Origin of the sequence: Tepidibacillus sp. HK-1 (genome assembly GCF_001748485.2) — a bacterium.
In the GTDB taxonomy this organism is placed as follows: domain Bacteria; phylum Bacillota; class Bacilli; order Tepidibacillales; family Tepidibacillaceae; genus Tepidibacillus_B; species Tepidibacillus_B infernus.
Window position 1 is genome coordinate 60,062 of the sequence record NZ_BDGM02000002.1, and the last position, 17,644, is coordinate 77,705.

The 17,644-nt window shown below is 35.5% G+C and carries 16 protein-coding genes and 2 pseudogenes; 13 read left to right on the forward strand and 5 right to left on the reverse strand.

From position 1 onward, the window contains the following. Positions 1–11: 11 nt before the first annotated feature. Complete coding sequence (locus BEN26_RS01260; RefSeq protein WP_069800630.1) at positions 12–428, reverse strand: M67 family metallopeptidase; 417 nt, start codon at positions 426–428, stop codon at positions 12–14. 99 nt (positions 429–527) lie between these two features. Between BEN26_RS01260 and BEN26_RS01265 the strand changes: the two genes are divergently transcribed. Further along, positions 528–1,340, forward strand: a complete 813-nt coding sequence (locus BEN26_RS01265) for a sulfite exporter TauE/SafE family protein (RefSeq protein ID WP_069800628.1) — start codon at positions 528–530, stop codon at positions 1,338–1,340. Between the two features lie 24 nt (positions 1,341–1,364). Beyond that, positions 1,365–2,822 (forward strand): bifunctional metallophosphatase/5'-nucleotidase, encoded by a 1,458-nt coding sequence (locus BEN26_RS01270; RefSeq protein ID WP_069800626.1) that lies wholly within the window; start codon positions 1,365–1,367, stop codon positions 2,820–2,822. Positions 2,823–3,210: 388 nt separating this feature from the next. Here BEN26_RS01270 and BEN26_RS01275 read toward each other — a convergent pair. Further along, positions 3,211–3,423 (reverse strand): annotated as a pseudogene (locus tag BEN26_RS01275) (helix-turn-helix domain-containing protein); the annotation flags it as partial. A 691-nt stretch (positions 3,424–4,114) separates the two neighbouring features. Between BEN26_RS01275 and BEN26_RS01280 the strand changes: the two are divergent. After that, the gene (locus tag BEN26_RS01280) at positions 4,115–4,831 is read left to right on the forward strand and encodes a hypothetical protein (protein ID WP_068725685.1); all 717 of its coding nucleotides are present in this window, start codon (positions 4,115–4,117) and stop codon (positions 4,829–4,831) included. Positions 4,832–5,584: 753 nt separating this feature from the next. Here BEN26_RS01280 and BEN26_RS01285 read toward each other — a convergent pair. Together BEN26_RS01285 and BEN26_RS01290 are read right to left on the reverse strand one after the other, a co-directional pair. Beyond that, complete coding sequence (locus tag BEN26_RS01285; RefSeq protein WP_153012037.1) at positions 5,585–6,055, reverse strand: QueT transporter family protein; 471 nt, start codon at positions 6,053–6,055, stop codon at positions 5,585–5,587. An 85-nt stretch (positions 6,056–6,140) separates the two neighbouring features. Continuing rightward, positions 6,141–6,365, reverse strand: coding sequence for a hypothetical protein (locus BEN26_RS01290; RefSeq protein WP_068725682.1), 225 nt, complete (start codon positions 6,363–6,365; stop codon positions 6,141–6,143). 186 nt (positions 6,366–6,551) lie between these two features. Between BEN26_RS01290 and BEN26_RS01295 the strand changes: the two genes are divergently transcribed. From BEN26_RS01295 to BEN26_RS01325, 7 genes and pseudogenes are all read left to right on the forward strand, one after another. Beyond that, the gene (locus BEN26_RS01295; protein WP_068725680.1) at positions 6,552–6,815 is read left to right on the forward strand and encodes a DUF6154 family protein; all 264 of its coding nucleotides are present in this window, start codon (positions 6,552–6,554) and stop codon (positions 6,813–6,815) included. A gap of 153 nt (positions 6,816–6,968) precedes the next feature. After that, entirely contained in the window at positions 6,969–8,054 is a 1,086-nt protein-coding gene (locus tag BEN26_RS01300) for an HD-GYP domain-containing protein (RefSeq protein ID WP_069800624.1), read from the forward strand. A gap of 286 nt (positions 8,055–8,340) precedes the next feature. Next, positions 8,341–8,598, forward strand: a pseudogene (locus BEN26_RS14230) (hypothetical protein); the annotation flags it as partial. Between the two features lie 378 nt (positions 8,599–8,976). Continuing rightward, positions 8,977–10,134 carry a M20 peptidase aminoacylase family protein gene (locus BEN26_RS01310; RefSeq protein ID WP_069800619.1) on the forward strand — a complete coding sequence of 386 codons (1,158 nt, stop codon included), beginning with the start codon at positions 8,977–8,979 and terminating at the stop codon, positions 10,132–10,134. Beyond that, positions 10,131–10,982: a GNAT family N-acetyltransferase gene (locus tag BEN26_RS01315; RefSeq protein ID WP_255421832.1), complete on the forward strand. Its 852-nt coding sequence runs from the start codon at positions 10,131–10,133 to the stop codon at positions 10,980–10,982. The genes BEN26_RS01310 and BEN26_RS01315 overlap by 4 nt, the downstream gene beginning before the upstream one ends. A gap of 1 nt (position 10,983) precedes the next feature. Next, entirely contained in the window at positions 10,984–12,093 is a 1,110-nt protein-coding gene (menC, locus tag BEN26_RS01320; RefSeq protein WP_069800616.1) for an o-succinylbenzoate synthase, read from the forward strand. 321 nt (positions 12,094–12,414) lie between these two features. After that, complete coding sequence (locus BEN26_RS01325; protein ID WP_069800614.1) at positions 12,415–13,596, forward strand: DUF5667 domain-containing protein; 1,182 nt, start codon at positions 12,415–12,417, stop codon at positions 13,594–13,596. Positions 13,597–13,642: 46 nt separating this feature from the next. On the opposite strand, the gene thyX is transcribed toward BEN26_RS01325, so the two are convergent. Beyond that, on the reverse strand, positions 13,643–14,425 hold the full coding sequence (gene thyX, locus BEN26_RS01330) for an FAD-dependent thymidylate synthase (protein ID WP_069800612.1): 783 nt from the start codon (positions 14,423–14,425) through the stop codon (positions 13,643–13,645). Between the two features lie 113 nt (positions 14,426–14,538). Between thyX and yunB the strand changes: the two genes are divergently transcribed. The 3 genes from yunB to BEN26_RS01345 all read left to right on the forward strand — a co-directional run bounded on the left by yunB (position 14,539) and on the right by BEN26_RS01345 (position 17,618). Beyond that, complete coding sequence (yunB, locus tag BEN26_RS01335) at positions 14,539–15,408, forward strand: sporulation protein YunB (RefSeq protein ID WP_069800610.1); 870 nt, start codon at positions 14,539–14,541, stop codon at positions 15,406–15,408. A 222-nt stretch (positions 15,409–15,630) separates the two neighbouring features. After that, positions 15,631–16,629 carry an ABC transporter ATP-binding protein gene (locus BEN26_RS01340; RefSeq protein ID WP_069800608.1) on the forward strand — a complete coding sequence of 333 codons (999 nt, stop codon included), beginning with the start codon at positions 15,631–15,633 and terminating at the stop codon, positions 16,627–16,629. Next, on the forward strand, positions 16,629–17,618 hold the full coding sequence (locus BEN26_RS01345; RefSeq protein WP_069800606.1) for an ABC transporter ATP-binding protein: 990 nt from the start codon (positions 16,629–16,631) through the stop codon (positions 17,616–17,618). Before BEN26_RS01340 ends, BEN26_RS01345 begins: the two co-directional genes overlap by 1 nt. Positions 17,619–17,644: the final 26 nt, after the last annotated feature.

The window sequence follows — 17,644 nt, forward strand, 5'->3', positions numbered from 1 at the left end:
CCTCCTTCCATTTATTTTCGTTGCCATGGTTTGTTTATAATTATATAATCGTGTTGCCTTACCTTATGCTTGTCTATATAGAATATGTTAAGACGATTGTCCCTTAGTGAATAGATCCAATAGCTTTTCTCCGGATAGTACCAGTTATGAAGGTCAATAGAAGAGGGGTAAGCACTGGAGGTAGGGTGGGAGTGAATCACTCCATGCCAGCACCATTGTTTTTCTTCTATTTGATATAACGTAGGAATAAAAACCTTAGCATCAAATTCAAAACGGTCACGTTGATTAGTGGTATTAGGAATTGGAATAAAGGTATCGATCAGTTCTTGATTCAATGAAGAAATGAGGATTCCGCAAGCTTCATTGGGTTCTTGTTCTCTTGCATAACTAATAAATTGATCAATCGTTTCTTTTAAAATAGATATCATTTTAGTAAGCCTCCAAATAGGCAACCACGTAATAATATGGTAAAATCTTGTTAAAATCATTGCTTGATCTAAGCGATAATTAGATAGGTGTGAATCGTCATGGAATATATGGCTCTTTTTTTAATCGGACTGATTGCTGGAACCTTTGGCAGTTTATTTGGAGTCGGTGGGGGAATAATCGTTGTGCCTTCATTGCTTTTCCTTAATTCCTTAAATTTATTTGATCCGGCGATCAGATCCCAAAATGCTGTAGGCATTTCGCTAATGGTCATGATTTTTACGGCCATCTCTTCTACATTATACAATATTAAAGGAAAAAGAGTAGATATAAATAGTGGGTTAACTTTTTTTATGGCTAGTGGTCCAGCTTCGGTCATTGGAGCGATGATCAACGAATCGTTGCCAATCAAGTCATTTTATATTTTGTTTGGTTTATTGATGGTATTGATCACCTACCTACTAGCTAAACAAAAAAAGATGAAACCCAAACAAGTGAAATGGACTGTTAACCGAGAATATATAGACCTTAAAGGCAATCGACATGAATATGGATATAATAGAACTGTTGGTTTTCTTATTCCAGCTTTTGCTGGATTGCTAGCTGGATTATTCGGAATTGGCGGTGGAATCATCTTGGTACCGATGATGGTTCTACTATTTCGCTTTCCACCCCATGTCGCGACTGCGACCTCTATGTTTATCATTTTATTATCCGCATCTATTGGTAGTATTTCTCACATTTTATTAGGGAATGTGATCTATTCTTATGTATTGGCCATTGCCCCAGGTGCTTATTTAGGTGGAAAGTTAGGATCTTATTTTGCTACAAAGTTAAGTAGTCAATCCTTAATTCTAGCCTTTCGAATTTTTATTTTGCTTATAGCGATCCAAATGATCTATAAGGGATTGTAGTATGTAGAAACGGTGGTGTTTGTTTTGACCTTGAATCTACGAATTCATATTATTCATACCAATGATTTGCATAGTCGTTTTGAAAATATGCCAAAGATTTCTAGCTATATTCAACAAGTGAGGAAGGAAGCTGCAGAACAAGGTGAACGGGTTATTGTTGTCGATATAGGCGATCATATGGATCGAATGAAGCTTGAGACAGAAGGAACCTTTGGCAGAGTCAATGTAGAAATTTTGAACCAAACAGGTGTTGAGGTAGTAACGATTGGCAATAATGAAGGGTTGACTTTTACGAAGGGAAATCTAGAAAAAGCCTACCAAGAACGAAATTTCAACATTGTCGTATGCAATTTAATCGATATAGTAACAAAACAGAAACCAAATTGGGTCAAAGACTATTGGATTCAAGAGGTAGATGGTATAAAAATAGGGTGGATTGGTGCGACAGCGCCCTATGAAACCTTTTATCGCTTACAGGGCTGGGAGGTATTAGAACCTATGCCTTTCATTCAAAATATAGTAGAACAAATTAGACATGAAGTCGATCTCATTATCTTTTTATCACATTTAGGAATACGGGCAGATGAACAAATCGCAGAAGAAATCCCCGTAATCGATGTGATTATTGGGGGACACACCCATCGTTTTTATGAACATGGATTGCAGAAAGAGGGTCAGCCTTTAATCTGTCAGGTTGGAATTTTTGGCGATTATATCGGCCATTTAACCATAGATTTTGATTCTACTGAACGAAAAATCATAAATATTGAGGAAAAAACGGTTCAAATGGAATCTTTTCAAGACGATCCAATAATCGTTGAAGTTGTGAAGACATTTCGTGAGCAAGCCAAAAGTGAACTAAATCAGATTGTAACCATCTTAGAGGAACCGTTGCCGATTTTTTTGGAGATGGAGTCTCCTTTAGGGAATCTCTTAGCTGATGGAGTAAGAAGCTGGGTAAATGCGGAAATTGGCTTAGTGAATGCAGGCCAAATCTTACAAGGATTAGAAAAAGGGAAAGTAACTAAAGAAAGAATTCATGAAATCTGTCCCTCACCGATCAATCCTTGTATTGTAAAACTCACTGGCTCACAAATTATGCAGACATTAGAGCAATCCTTATTAGACGAATTTATACATTTTCCGCTAAAAGGCTTTGGTTTTAGAGGAAAAGAAATCGGAACCCTTTGTCTTTCTGGCTTAAAAGCAGAAATCGATCCTTTGGCAGAGCCTTATAAACGTGTAAAAAAAGTATGGGTTGGTAACGAAGAAATGGTTGAGGATCAAGAATATATTGTGGGTACATTAGATATGTTTACGTTTGGTGGAGGGTACCCCTTAATTAAAGAAGGCAAAGAGATTCAATATTTCTTACCTGAATTTATCCGCGATATATTGGCGACCCAGTTAAAGGAACAAGCCGCAATCGTTAAAAGTTTCACAAAAAGATGGGTAAGCATCAACATCAAAGACATAGTATGAGAGAACCAACTCTGTCTTTTTTAACGTATTTGTGACATTAATGGTTTTAATATGAATTTATTTACAAAAATTGATACATCTAAATAAGAGGTTACAAAATATTACGTATGCAATTATATTAGCCTTAATTCTAAATAATATCATTTTTGTATTGCTTCATTTACCAAAAAAATTGACCTACGATCTAGTTGTCTTTAATTTTTCTAATTACGGAAAATATATTTATTGCGATCGGAATACATGGTTTTTTAGATGTAGTAGGCATTTTTGATACAATCCGGTCTTCCTTAACGCAAACCTTTATTTTAATCTATACGCTTATTTCTCTTATCATCTGGTTGAAAAGAGTACCCTTTAATTCATTCAAATATCCTAGGTATCCTGTACTTTAGTTCTGATTCATTTCCTCTATGACCGATTGTTTACTAGAAATTTCTGATTCTTTATCTAATAAATAATCAATCGGTATAGCAAGTTTATTCGCAAGAATTTGTAGTGTTTTATATGGTCGTTTTGCCACTAAACCGTTTTCAATTTGACTAATAAAACCTCTTGTAAAATCTGGTTCTGCTAGATCAGCTTGTGTTAGTCCTAACTCTTTTCGTCTTTTTTTTTATTTTTGTACCAATATCCAAGAAAATTTCTTATTTCCATTTTTCCCCTTTTTTATATTGACTATGTAAGACCATCATATTTTAGATAGGGAAAATGAAAAAATTGCTTCAAATCTGTTCGAATTTATATGATTTTTTCTAAATACAAAAATTCCTAAATAATACAACATTTTAACTTTATTAATAATTGAGTAAAAGATATTTGATTATTGGGTAAAAATATTATTTTCTTAATTTTTAAGTAATTATTAAGACACTTTTTTTAAAACATGTAAACAATTAGAAATTTATGTGTTAATATGTTAGTGAAGTTAATTTATATAAACATTATGAACATTCGATAAAGAGTCAACTTGCTAGAGTTATAGATTACGAGGTTGTTATCAGGTATATAAATAAGTACCTGTATACAATAAAACAGAGCCGTTCTAAGCATCTTGACCGTGTACATGGGAATCGGCTCTTAGGGCTTTACCTTGCAGAATGATAAAGTAAAGGACTAAGTCAGTTATAAAGTATTTAATTACCTTTGTAAATAGTAGGGTAGGGCCAAATCCAAAAAAGGAGGTATGCCCTAAGGTCAAGTTGAAAACTTAAGATTCATCTTATATTTAGAGATTTATCTTCCATATGATAAACCCGGGTTTAAAATTTATTTGAAATTTGGAGGGAAAATCAATGAAAGCTTTAATTAAATTTTTAGTGTTGATTTTATCATTAATGATCCCTATTTTCGGACAAGTATCCGCAGCTTCTTCATTAGACAATATCACGAAAGAACAAATTAGGGAAATTAAAGAAAATCTCACAGAAATGGGGGTTGATGAGAAAACTCAAAATTCCCTAATTAATAAACTAAAAGAAGGGCAAATTTGGGATTCTATGAATGTTAAAATGAAAGATAAAGGAATTACAAATACAATATTAAAAACTGATGCTAATGGAACTAAAGTACAGAGTACAAAAACAGTATATCCAGATGGTTCTGTAAATGTGGTTAATATTACGATTCCAAGTCCAGAATTAGATAGTGAATTTTCTGTACAAGATGTTAGTGGCGGTACAGCATCATGTGGCAGTGGTTATTGTAATTATTACGGTGTTAAAGTTGATGGTGGCAATGGAATAGTAAATGCATCGTTTTTAGCAGATTATACATTTGTTGATGGAGGATATGATTATATTTCAAAAGCATATCAACCAAGAGTAGAGGTTTATTTTGGTAGCTTTTCAGATGTAACTGGTCCAGTAATTTTAAGAGCAAAGGAAACTTCCTATCAAAGCGCCAGAGCATACTTGAAATGGACTTTTAATAATGATGCAGGGTCAGCTGTTCAATATTTAAATTTAGATGTTCAACAAGATACAGCTTCCTCTTCATTTGTAACTAATTAAAAATAAATGATAATTCAAAGTAGTGTCTCTATGATTTAATAGAGATACTACTTTGGTTTTAAAAAATAATATTTAAAGGAGTGTAAGTAATAATGTTTTTCGATAAGGATAGCAAAAAAAGTATAAAAAAAGGAGATGGGCGACTCAGTTTTTTTCATTTATTCATTGCAATTATATTAGTTGTGATCATTATTTTTTTAATTGGATTCTATGGAATGAATATTTCTTTTGATTAAAATACCACCTATAGATTACGAGGTTGTTATCAGGTATATAAATAAGTACCTGTATACAATAAAACAGAGCCGTTCCAAGCATCTTGACCGTGTACATGGGAATCGGCACTTAGGGCTTTATCTTGCAGAATGATAAAGTAAAGGACTAAGTTAATTATGAAGCATTTAATTACCTTTGTAAATAGTAGGGTGGGACGTACATCATTGGTTTATGCTGAATATTTTTGGGGGGGAAATGGGGGCAGTACGCAGCGGCAGTGGCCAAAACTTATTCTACTATTGAACAGATCGTTAATGATGCTCAAGTTATAGTAAAAGCTAAAGTCCCAGAGATCTTCGAACACATATTCAATTGTAGATAAAGAACTCTCCTAATCATTTATATCAGCTTAAAGAAAATAAGTTAAAAAACATTTTTAACGAAAAGGGGCTAAAGGAATTTGATGAAACAAACTTATTAGACCTTATGAAATCTAATTAAAAGGTTTCATCCCAAAACTGGGATGAAACCTTTGGCCTATCTAAATAAATCTTTCCTTCTTTCTAATATGAATAATAAAGGCATTCCTAATAAGTAGAGAACGCCTAATTCGCCAATCCCTACCCAAAGCATCGCTAATGGAATACTAATTTCAGTGCTAAAAACAATTCCTAACTCTAATCCAACAAAAATCGCATTAATTAGAATAGGTGGCCAAGGAACAAGCCACTTATTTTTAATTTTTGAGGTAATGATCGCTGCAATAAGTGTAGCCAAGGTTCCTACAACCATGTCAATTATCCCTAGCGGACTGATGATATTGGCAATCAATACTCCTATCGCTAAACCTGGAATAGCAAGGGGAGTGAAAAAGGGAAGGATTGTTAAAGCTTCAGCTACCCTAAATTGGATCCAACCATAAGATAAAGGTGCTATCGCAATGGTTAACACAGCATACAGTGCGGCAATGGCACTAATCATTGCCATTTTCTTCGTATTCAATTTCAATGGAAATCCTCCTCAAACCCAATTTTTTTCGACAGGGGTGTTGGCACCCTGCAATCATTTATAATAAGATAAGGCAAGATTAAATTCAATCCTTTTTATAAAAATTTCCAACCACTTCTCCACTTTCATATAATTTTAATTGTTCTTTGTAAGTGATTAAGTTATTTTCTCTCATAAAGGATTCAAATTCATCATTAGATAATAAACCGACATATTGATCACTTTGCGTAATAAACTGATTTTTACCCATATTTAATTTATCAAAATATAAGCTATTAATGTATTCTTTATTGATTTGTACTTGAAACATTTTCAGCACCTCCTTAAAATTAGGATGAGATGAATCGCATTGTTTTATCCGATTTACTAAAGTTTTCTCAAGCGTTTAAAACCATGTCATTGTTCACTAAAAAACGTTATAATAAATAAAATGAAGGTAGGCATAAACGTTTTAGTAAATGTGGCATACTAAGATATGGTGAAAGGAGTTATGCCCGTGAAATTTGTAAATGAAATATATGAGTTATACCGAAATCATTTAACAGGAGATGAAGAAGATGCAGTCGCATTAGTCCTAAATTTGCTTGAGGATCATAAGAAAAATGATATTTTACATGTGATTCAGGAAATGGAAGAGCATGAGGTATATCAGATGTTTGCTATGTACTTGATCGAAATGCTAAAGGCAAAAATGGCTCAAGAAAGCGTTGGCGGCTCTGATTTTAAAACAAGAATGGTGAATGATTCAACTTTACATTAAAGAATCCTACTACCATTAAAGTTAATGGTAGTTTTTCCTTCCCTTTTTTGGGTGTTTGCATCTATAATAGAGAGAAAGAGGTAATATACATTCTCATTCATCTTGAAATGAATGAAAGTATAACTTTTTTACCATTAAAAAGGGGAACGTACGATGAGACGAATTCCAACAACAAAATGCCAACCAGGGGTTAAATTAGCTAAACCCATTCTAAATGATATTGGCGGTGTGTTAATTGCAAAGGATGTTGAATTAACACAATCAATGATAGAACGATTATTACAGTTGGGAGTAGACTCTTTATATATTTATGATGCTAGAACAGATGATATTGAAGTAAAGGATGTTTTATCTGATAAAACCAGAGAATTAGCGCTAAAATCGATTAAAGATACGTTTCAAGACATGTTTAAGGAAAAATTAGTTCACCGTCCATTGACAAAGGGAAACCTTACATTGGTCTTTAAGCCTGTTTTGGATCATATGCTTGATGACATGAAAGCGAATCAACAAGCCATGTTAATGTTGTCTTCAATCTACATCAAAGATTTATACCTTTATACCCATTCCTTACAGGTAGCCATTTATTCCATATCAATGGGAATGGCAAAAGGATATAACCAACAACAATTAAGTGAATTAGGGCTTGGTGCAATGTTACATGATATTGGGAAAACAAAGGTTCCTATTTCTGTTTTAGAAAAAAAAGAACCATTAACAGAAGAAGAATTTGCTCTTATTCGCTCACACACAGAGTATGGTTTTGATTTGCTACGAAAAGAGCCTGGGATTCCTTTGTTATCTGCACACTGTGCCTATCAACATCATGAGAGGATAAATGGTGGCGGTTATCCCCGTGGTCTTTCGGGTGATGATATTCACGAATATGCGAGAATTGTTGCGATTGCAGATGTTTATGATGCATTGGTTTCTAAAAGAGCTTATAAAAATACGATTCTCCCTCATGAAGCTTTGGAATTCTTATATTCAAAAGCAGGGGTAGATTTTGATCGGGATTTGCTTGAACTATTTAGAAAAACAATAGCGATCTATCCGATTGGAACGAATATCATTTTAAATAGTGGAGAACTTGGTATCGTCGTTGATATAAATTCCAAATATCCGGACAGACCAATCATTAGAGTATTAGAGGATAAAAATCAGGGAATAGTCGATTCACCCTATGAAATTGATTTATCCAAAGAAAGTTCCAAAGTAATCATCTCCTGTCTTAACTAATGAACGGAAATAGTCTAGTTTAATGCCAATCCTTTTGGGTTGGCATTTCATTTGTATAGAGAATAAATATCCTTTTTAAAAAATGGAACAAAACAATTGACTTGTTACGTTTTCACATTTACTATTAACTATAAATTTTAATTAAATTTTAACTTCCCTCCGAAAGAAGTCTCCCACTTCTAAACGTGAAGGTGTGCCAGCACCAGTGAAAGTAGGAGATGAATTTCGGTTAGGCGTAGCCTAAAGTTGTCTTTTTTTGCTATGATATAAGTAGAATGGAATCACGATGTTGAGAAGCTTTTGCTTACTCACAACGGGTGGTGCGCCCATTGAAGTGATAAAGAAATATATAGAAAAATTCCCGACTCCTGCCAAGTACAAAAAGGAGTTTGCATGGCTCAAAGAAGTCGATAGCCTTGCATTGGCAAACGCTCAACTGAATTTGCAGAAGGCATACCAAAGCTTCTTCTCTGGTCGTGTTGAATTTCCTAAGTTCAAAAGCCGCAAGGCGAGACAGTCCTACACAACCAACGTGGTCAACGGAAAGGATTAGATTTTTCCATGAATGGCTTATTCGTCGATAGCGAAGAAGGTAAGACAGCCAAGTGGTTTCCATCATCCAAAACTTGTTCATGTTGCGGTCAAGTAAAGGAGTCTCTATCTCTTTCTGAGCGCATATTCCATTGTGATGAACGCTTCTATCAATATCAAGCGTGAAGGATTGCGATTGTTAGTATAATCATAAATAGAGCATGGAACAGGCTCGATAGCTAAGTAAATTTCGTACCGTTAGGTGCGATTACCTTAGAAGCCCCCACCTCTAAGCAAAGCGTAGGTGGCGGGTAGTTCACTATGAACATTATTTTCAGAAAAGTTTGGTTTTTAATAGTTGGAGAAACATTTTATAAATGAGGTAGGTTAGATGATGGAACTTTCTAATCATATAAGAGCAAATATAAAAGAAAAGATGATGGAGAATTTTCTACACTTACATACTCATCCAGAACTGAGTTGGCAGGAAGTCAATACGACACAATTTTTAAAAGAGAGATTACAAGCATTAGGTTTAGAAACGATAACGTTTGAAGATACAACTGGAGTGATAGGAATTTGGGACAATACACATACAGATCATAAGCTGACTGTTGCTCTTCGTTCAGATATGGATGCTTTATGGCAAGAGGTTGATGGAAAATGGTGCGCCAATCATTCATGTGGCCATGATGCCCATATGGCAATGGCATTAGGAGCACTAGAAATTCTTAAAGTTGTTGGTTTTCAACCAAAAGGAAAGTTTAAGCTTATTTTTCAACCGGCTGAAGAAAAAGGAACAGGTGCTCTAAAAATGATTGAGAAAGGTGTAGTCGATGATGTGGATTACTTATATGGTGTTCATCTCCGACCTATTCAAGAGCTTCCATTTGGGAAAGCTACTTCTGCCATATATAATGGAGCAGCTTTATTAGTAAAAGGAGAAATTCGTGGAAAGGCTGCTCATGGTGCAAGACCACACTTAGGAGTGAATGTAATTGATGTGGTCTCCCACTTTATTCATGGTCTACACTCCATTTATACAGACCCGATGGTACCTGCAACAGTAAAGATGACAAGGTTAAACGCAGGTGGGGAAAATGTAAATATCATTCCGGATTTTGCTGAATTTGCTTTAGATATCCGTGCGCAAACCAACCAAGTTCTTGATGAGCTCTGTCAAAAAATAGAGAGTTTAGCTCAAAATATTGCAATGATGTATGGAGCAAAAATAAAACTATTGCCATCCAATAAAATTGCTGCTGCTGAAGTCAATGAAGAGGCAAAAAGAATCATGAGTGAGGCGATTAAAAAAACATTAGGTTCAGAAAACACAGTAAACGGGATCATAACACCCGGCGGCGAAGACTTCCATTTTTATACATTGGAACGTCCTGCGATTAAGGCGACCATGCTGGGAGTTGGCTGTGATCTAGAACCTGGGTTACATCACCCTAATATGACATTTAATCATCAAGCCATATTTTTAGGTGCAGAGATTTTAGCAAAAGCTGTAATTGATACATTCGAAAGGGGAGGAAAGGATTGAGCCAAACACCTGTAGTAACAACTATTGTGACCCGTTCTTTAAAGAATCTTGAAGAATTGGAAAAAGTACAAGAATTAGAAAAATTAGTTTGGGGGATGAAAGAAATTGTTCCTACTCACCAAACTTTAACAGCAGTAAAGAATGGTGGATTGGTACTTGGAGCTTTTCACAAAGAGAAATTAGTAGGGTTCCAGTATAGCTTTGCTGGGTTTAATGGAAAGGAAGTTTATCTATGTTCTCATATGCTCGCTATTCATCCAGATTATCGTCATCAAAAGATTGGAGAACGATTAAAAAGAGTTCAACGGGAAGAAGCATTAAAATTGGGGTATCGTTTAATCACTTGGACTTACGATCCCTTGGAAAGTGTAAATGCCAATTTAAATATTGGAAAATTAGGAGCAATTACCAACACCTACATAGGAAACGCTTATGGAGAAATGAATGATCCCTTAAACCGTGGATTGGCTTCTGATCGTTTTCTTGTCGAGTGGTGGTTGGAAAGTTCCCATGTATTAGAGAAACAAAAGGGTAAAAGGATCGATAAATCAGGATTTAAGAAAGAATGTTCTCTTATCCAGTGGAAAATGAATAATAAAGGATTTCCGGTTCCTAATGAAATAGATATAACAAAGAATGAAGAAGAATATTTATTTGTTCCTATCCCTTCTAAATTTCAGGAATTAAAACACCAAGATATTGAGTTAGCAATTGAATGGCGGCAGAAAACAAGATTGATCTTTACCCATTATTTCGCTCAAGGTTGGATCGTTTGCGATTTTCTAAAAATGAATAATGAAGAGTTTGATGGTGTTCATTTCTATGTTTTAAAAAGAAAGGGTGAATAAGATGCAGATTAAATATATTACTTTAAGACATATGAAGATGAGGATGAAAAAACCTTTTACAACAAGCTTTGGAACTCAGCAAGATAAAGAGTTTATTCTTGTGGAAGTAAAAAATACAGATGGATTATCTGGCTGGGGAGAATCCGTCGCTTTTACTGAACCTCTTTATAAAGAGGAAACAGTTAAAACCAATTGGCATATCATGGAAGATTTTTTGATTCCTTTGCTACTTAAAGAGCCCATCACACATCCTGATCAGGTATCGGAACGTTTTGCACATATTAAAGGAAATTATATGGCTAAATCTGCGTTGGAGGGGGCAGTCTGGGATCTTTATGCTAAAGAAAAGGGAATACCATTGGCTAAAGCGTTAGGTGGGGAAAAGAAAACGATCGAAGTGGGTATCAGTATCGGTATCCAGAAATCTATTGACCAGCTTTTGCAAGTGATTGAACAACATGTCAATGAAGGATATAAACGAATCAAAGTAAAAATTAAGCCCAATTGGGATATTGAGGTGATTAGAGCGATTCGGCAGAAGTTCCCTGATATTCAGTTAATGGCAGATGCTAATTCTGCTTACACACTGGCTGATGTGGATCATTTGGCTAAATTAGACGAATTTAATCTGATGATGATCGAGCAACCATTAGCCCATGACGATATTATTGATCATGCAGAATTACAAGCAAAGATAAAAACCCCAATCTGTCTTGATGAAAGTATTCATTCGGCTGAAGATGTTCGAAAAGCGATTAAACTAGGCAGTTGTAAGATCATCAATATTAAAATTGGCCGTGTTGGCGGTTTAACCGAAGCAAAGAAAATCCACGACCTATGTCAAAAAAATGGGATTCCTGTATGGTGTGGAGGTATGTTAGAGGCAGGAGTGGGTAGAGCGCATAATATTGCAATTACCACCTTATCTAATTTTACGATGCCTGGGGATACAGCAGCATCTTCTCGATATTGGGAGGAAGATATTATTGATCCAGAAGTGACAGTAGAAAATGGTGTCATATTTGTTCCTGATCGACCTGGCATTGGATATGAGCCAAATCGAGAAAAAATTGAGGAGAGAACACTATTTAGTAAAACATTTCGCTCGTAATAAGGTGGGAGATTATTCTAGCTTATATTTCTAGTTTAGCAGGATTCTCAAAGCTAGTAGGAACCGTATACCCAGTTATGGGTTATTTAGGATTTTTGCTCATGGGTGCTGTGGTAGTAACTTGGTTCCGAGTGAAAGTAAGAAAAGAAACAAGCATGAATGTAGCGGTTAATCAATCAAATTAGAAACGATTATATGAAATAAATATTGCTGGGATTCTCCCAAAAAAGTTTCTATCTACCCACTTATAATTTTAGATTTCTCCGAACAATTATATCGAAAAGAAAATCACAAGATTTGATTTGAAAGGAGAAATCATAGATGAAAAAACAATTAGCAACCTTATTATTAGCATCAAGCTTAGTAATTCCTACTGCAGTAAGTGCAGCTGAATCCACTAATAGCATTGATGAGCAAACACAAATCGTTCAGGAGCAAACTGTTACAACAGATACTTATCAACAAGGAACTTCAACAGAATCAACGACAAACACTCAAGCAGAAACAACAGTAAATGCTGGGTTAACTCCTGAGGATACACTTTATTTCCTAGATAAATTACTTGAAAATGTTCAACTTACTTTTACATTTGATCCAGAGTTCAAGGCATCCCTTTATGCAGATATCTCAGCAGAACGTCTAGCTGAATTAGATGCGATCAGTGAAGAGAACAAGAGTGAATTTCTTACAGATTTATTAGCTGCATACCAAGATGCTTTAGTAAAAGCAGGAGCAACGCTAGAAGAAGCAAAAGCAGATGGAAAGGATGTAACGGAAGCTAGTGAACAAATAGATCAGGTGGCTGAGCAAGGAAACACTACTGTTCAAGAAGAAACAGAAGAATTAGATGAAGAACAAGTTGAACAAATGGAAGAAACCATTACAAATGCAAAAATCACAGCAGCCGTTGTCAAGGATATAGATCCTGAAATTGTGATTACCTTGAAGGAGCAAGGTGTTGGATATGGTAAGATAGCATTAACGGTGGCTATTTCCAATCTTTCAGGGAAAACCGTAGAAGAGGTGACGAATCTTCTTGCAACAAAAGGGGTTGGATTGGTTGCCAAAGAATTAGGCTTACATCCTGGAAATCTTAAAAAACGCGGTTTAACGATAAATGTTGAACCAGTTGCTGATTCAGAGGAAAATACTGAAGATTCAACCACTCAAACGACAGAGAACCAAACAGAAGCTACAACTGGTGAAATGAACCAACAAGTTCAAACAACTTCTAATATGACAACTGAAAATAGTACAGATGATAGCGTAAATGAAGGTAAGGATAAAGCTAAAGTAGCGGTTAATACAGGTATGAAACTTCAAAAAAATGAATTAAAAATAAAGGAAACACCAAAAGGATTGGAAATCAAAGCAGAAATCAAGCTTGAAAAAGAAAAACAAGAAAAAGAAGATAAAGATGACGATAAAAAAGAAGTAAAAGAAGTTAAGGTAGAGAAAAAGGAAAGAGAAGAACATAAAAAAGGTGAAAAAGAGCGCGACTAATAGATAAATGAATAAAAACCTCCCAAATCATTTGGGAGGTTTTTATTCATTTCAATTCAACTTTTGTATGCTCACGCTGTAACTTCTTCTCATAGGCCACAGCACGTCTTGTTTTTGGATCGAGTTCGATCAATCCACAGGTTTTAACCTCACTACATCCTTGTTTCATATAACAAGGCATGTCCAAGTCACCGAACAAACGTGGAGCTTTTTCTACCAACTGATCAGTAATGGAACGATACAAGAGACGGATTTCATCTTGAGCTCTTAAACATAACCGTTTTATCGCATGATGACGCCAGCCTACAGCATTTCTTGAATCGGTATACATAGTGGCGATTCCTAAAGGTAGGATAGCTCTAGCCCGTTCGTTTTCCATAATTTCTTCGTCTGTATAATGGCCATATAATTCAAAAGCTTTTTCATGATGATAAATCCATTGGTCTAATTCCTGCTCCCGACCAGGCTTTTTCAGCTCTGGTGGAATGTAATACTCAAATCCTCCATTATTTAACCGAACATAACGAAGGCTTCGTTCATCAAAAGTAGCATGACGGGCACGCATATCCTGTCTTGCAACAAAGATTGGTACTTTTTTAACGAAACTAAAGATATTATGTTCCAAAACCGTATTATGACCACTATCTCGACAATGATTAACGATACCTAATCGAGGTTCACTTTCATAACAAAGAGAACCAGCTTCAGCAGCAAAGCGATCCGCATCCTCTGTCCATTGTACAAGTTTGGCAGAATTTAAAGGTAATGCTTTTGCTAATTCAACTAAGGTTTTATATTCAACACCTTGATATGTAAAATCAATTGCCATTGCCTTCACCTCTCCATCTTTTATTATTTTAACAGAATCATAACCTTTTTTGGGAAAGAAAATGTATTGGAGTTTTTTTTTCGAATATGTATGTATAGAGAGGAGGGGGACAGATGCCACGTTGGGGAACTAGACGAAGATGGAAGATGAAGAAAATCAATCTTCAAAAAAGACAACTTATCTTCATCAGCTTTGTTATCTTTTTAGGAATGATGGTACAATCCTTTTTCTATATAGAAGGTCAACTTCAACCGATATTAATCAGTATTGCTGAAGCAAGGGTAAAACAAATAGCGACGAACGCATTAAACGATGCGATTTCTAAAAAAATTGCCCAAAATACGAGTTTCAATGACCTCATTCAATTTGAAACAGACAATCAAGGTAAAATAAGAGCTGCACTATTTAATTATGGGGAATTTGCAAGGGTCGTGGGTGAAGCAACGGCCAGAGTAGAAGATACATTAAACGATCTTGAAAAGATGGAAGAAAAGATTAAATTAGGAGCCGCTTTTAATAGTAAAATATTTGCAAATGCTGGGCCAGAAATTCCAATCACGCTTGTACCAATAGGCCACGCAGAAGTTACTCCAGATACTAATTTTCAAAATGCTGGTATCAACGTGGTGGTCATGACTGTTGTGATCAATATAAAGGCAGAGGTACAAGTGGTTATTCCTTTTGTTACGAAAGCTACATCCATTGCAACTTCTGTTCCCATTGCCCAAACACAAATCTTTGGTGAGGTTCCACAGTTTTATTATGATGGTAGTAATTATAACAGTACAGATCCAAGTAAATCTACTACACCACCACCAATTCAAATCATCCCTGGTACACCAAGTATTCCAAATAATACTCAACCAAATGTAGGAGAAGCAGCACCATCTTCTTCACCAGCTGCTGAACCGATTCCTGGGTTTGAATCTTTTTATCCTATTATTTCAGGTGAAGGGGTGCCATTCACGGGTGTAGCACAGTAAAAAACTACAAAAGTGACCGATTAATTTTGTAGGATCTCAATCAATACTATTAAGATAAGACTACCGAGCTTACTTTGATCATTTTTTTCTTTCCCCTATTAACGATGTTATGCTATAATCAATAACATGTATTTACAATTTTCTAAATTATCATAAATAACGTTTAGTTTGTATTTTAATGAATTATTTATATATTTTTTATGCTGGAAGGTGGGTGAAAACGTGTCTGAATCATATCTTTTACAAGTAAAGCAATTAATAACGAATTTTTATACAGAAGACGGCGTTTTTTCAGCAGTAAATGACGTATCGTTTTCCCTTAAACCTGGTGAAACATTAGGAATCGTTGGGGAGTCAGGAAGTGGGAAAAGTGTAACCTCCCTATCGATCATGGGACTAATTCCAAAATCAAATGGGAAAGTAGAAGGTTCTATTCTTTATAACGGAGAAGAGTTGACGAATCTATCAGAAAAACAAATGAGAAAGTTACGGGGAAATGAAATAGCGATGATTTTTCAAGAACCGATGACTTCATTAAACCCCGTCTTTACGATTGGCAACCAAATGGTAGAATCGATTCGTTTACATACCTCCCTCTCGAAGAAAGAAGCAAAGAAAAAGGCAATTGACATGTTGAAACGCGTAGGAATTCCAAGAGCAGAAGAGATTATGAATGAATACCCTCATCAATTGTCTGGAGGAATGAGACAACGGGTCATGATTGCCATGGCAATGTCATGTACTCCTTCGATTTTGATTGCAGATGAACCAACAACTGCACTAGATGTGACGATCCAGGCGCAAATTTTAGATTTAATGAGAAATTTAAAAAAGGATTCCAATACCTCTATTTTGCTGATTACACATGATCTAGGCGTTGTTGCAGAAATGTGTGATCGTGTGATCGTAATGTATGCAGGAAAAATTGTTGAAGAGGCGGATGTTCGAACGATTTTTCACTATCCAAACCATCCTTATACCAAAGGGCTGATTCAATCAACTCCTCAATTAAACGAAACGAAACAAAGGCTTTACTCGATTCCTGGAAATGTACCAAGTATTAAAGAGATGCCTAGCGGTTGTACATTTGCTCCTCGTTGCGAATATGCGACTGACCAATGTCTTCATCAAGTACCCGAATTAAAAGATGTCGGGACGAACCACAAGTCTAGATGTTGGTTAAACGAACAAAAGGATTTGCTGAACGAGGAGGGTGCATAATGTCAGAGTTCATTTTACAAGTAGAAAATTTAAAAACCTATTTTCCGATTCAAACCGGTGTGTTCCAAAAAACAACAGGCTATGTTAAAGCCGTAGATGGTATTACTTTTCAGGTAGATAAAGGGGAGACCCTTGCACTCGTTGGCGAAAGTGGTTGTGGGAAATCTACTACGGGTCGATCCATATTACGTTTAGTAGAACCAACAGCAGGAAAGATTTTATTTAACGGGGAAGATTTAGTCTCTTTAAATCAAGAACAAATGAGAAAAAAGAGAAGGGATCTACAAATGGTGTTTCAGGACCCTTTTGCTTCGTTAAATCCAAGGCATACCATCCAGAGAATTTTAGAAGAACCTTTACTTGTTCATCAATTAGGAAATGAGCAAGAAAGAAAAGCAAAAGTATATGAATTGCTTGAAGTGGTAGGACTAAATAAAGATCAGGCAAAACGTTATCCCCATCAATTTAGTGGGGGGCAAAGACAACGAATAGGAATTGCAAGGGCCTTGTCTGTAAATCCAAAGTTGATTATTGCAGATGAACCAGTTTCAGCCTTAGATGTTTCCATTCAAGCACAAATCCTAAATCTCATGGAAGATTTGCAAGAGGAATTTTCCTTAACTTATATTTTTATTTCCCATGATTTAAGTGTTGTTCGCCATATTGCTGATCGAGTAGGCGTGATGTATTTAGGTAGTTTAGTAGAGTTGGCTGAAAAAGATGAAGTTTATGAACAACCATTACATCCCTATACCCAAGCCTTGTTATCTGCTGTACCTGAACCAAATCCAGACGTAAAAAAAGAAAGAATTATATTAAGTGGAGATGTACCAAGCCCTGCAAACCCACCTTCAGGGTGTAAATTTCATACCCGATGTAAGTACAAAATGGAGATTTGTGAGAACGAAATACCTGAATGGGCTGAGGTGGGAAAAGGACATTTTGTGGCTTGCCATTTACATAGTGAATCTTCTCACCTTGGTACCTAACTATATTTACAAAAAAGAAGAAGGGA